We start from the raw sequence: 735 nt of genomic DNA, 5'->3' as shown, positions 1-735 counted from the left end.
AGTGTAGTGCGCCACAAATAATGCAACTTAATCGCGATTTTAGAATCTCCTTTTTACGGAGGGAGAACTCATGAGAATCGCGGCGAAAGTTGAGCTAAGTGAAGCGCAGCGCAAACAGTTAGAGACGTGGGCTACTGGTCGGACGATTCCGGTTCGACTGGCCGAGCGCGCCAAGATTATTTTGCTCGCTGCGCAGGGCAAGACAGATAAAGAGATCGGTGCGGACCTTGCTATCTGGCGAGGCACGGTGGCACGCTGGCGCGGTCGCTTTTTAGCTGACGGTGTGTCGGGGATCGAGCGGGATGAGACGCGACCCGGGCGCAAGCCGAAGATCTCCGCGCGCAAGGTCAAGACCGTCGTGGCACTGACGACGCAGCAGCGTCCCGATAACGCGACGCATTGGAGTACACGCAGCATGGCAGCGGTGGCCGGCATAAGTGCGGCGAGCGTGCGGCGCATCTGGCAGGCGCACGGCCTCAAGCCGCATCGGTTAGAGAGCTTCAAGATATCGAACGACAAGCACTTCGCCGAGAAACTCGAGGACATCGTCGGGCTGTATCTCGATCCCCCGGAGCACGCCTTGGTCCTGTGCTGCGATGAGAAGTCCCAGATCCAGGCGCTTGATCGGACCCAGCCGGGCTTGCCGCTCAAGCGAGGTCGCGCTCAAACGATGACGCACGATTACAAGCGCCATGGTGTGACGACGCTGTTTGCCGCGATGAACACGCTCGATGG

At 59.5% G+C, this 735-nt stretch carries 1 protein-coding gene; it reads left to right on the top strand.

The window, feature by feature from the left end; translation table 11 throughout:
* Nucleotides 1-70: 70 nt before the first annotated feature.
* Nucleotides 71-735: IS630 family transposase (locus ACSQ36_RS46995; RefSeq protein ID WP_436187634.1), on the top strand; the 665-nt coding region annotated here is incomplete at its 3' end.

The sequence above is a fragment of the Caballeronia sp. LjRoot34 genome, assembly GCF_964253815.1.
GTDB lineage: Bacteria > Pseudomonadota > Gammaproteobacteria > Burkholderiales > Burkholderiaceae > Caballeronia.
This window is presented reverse-complemented; position numbering and strand designations above follow the sequence as displayed.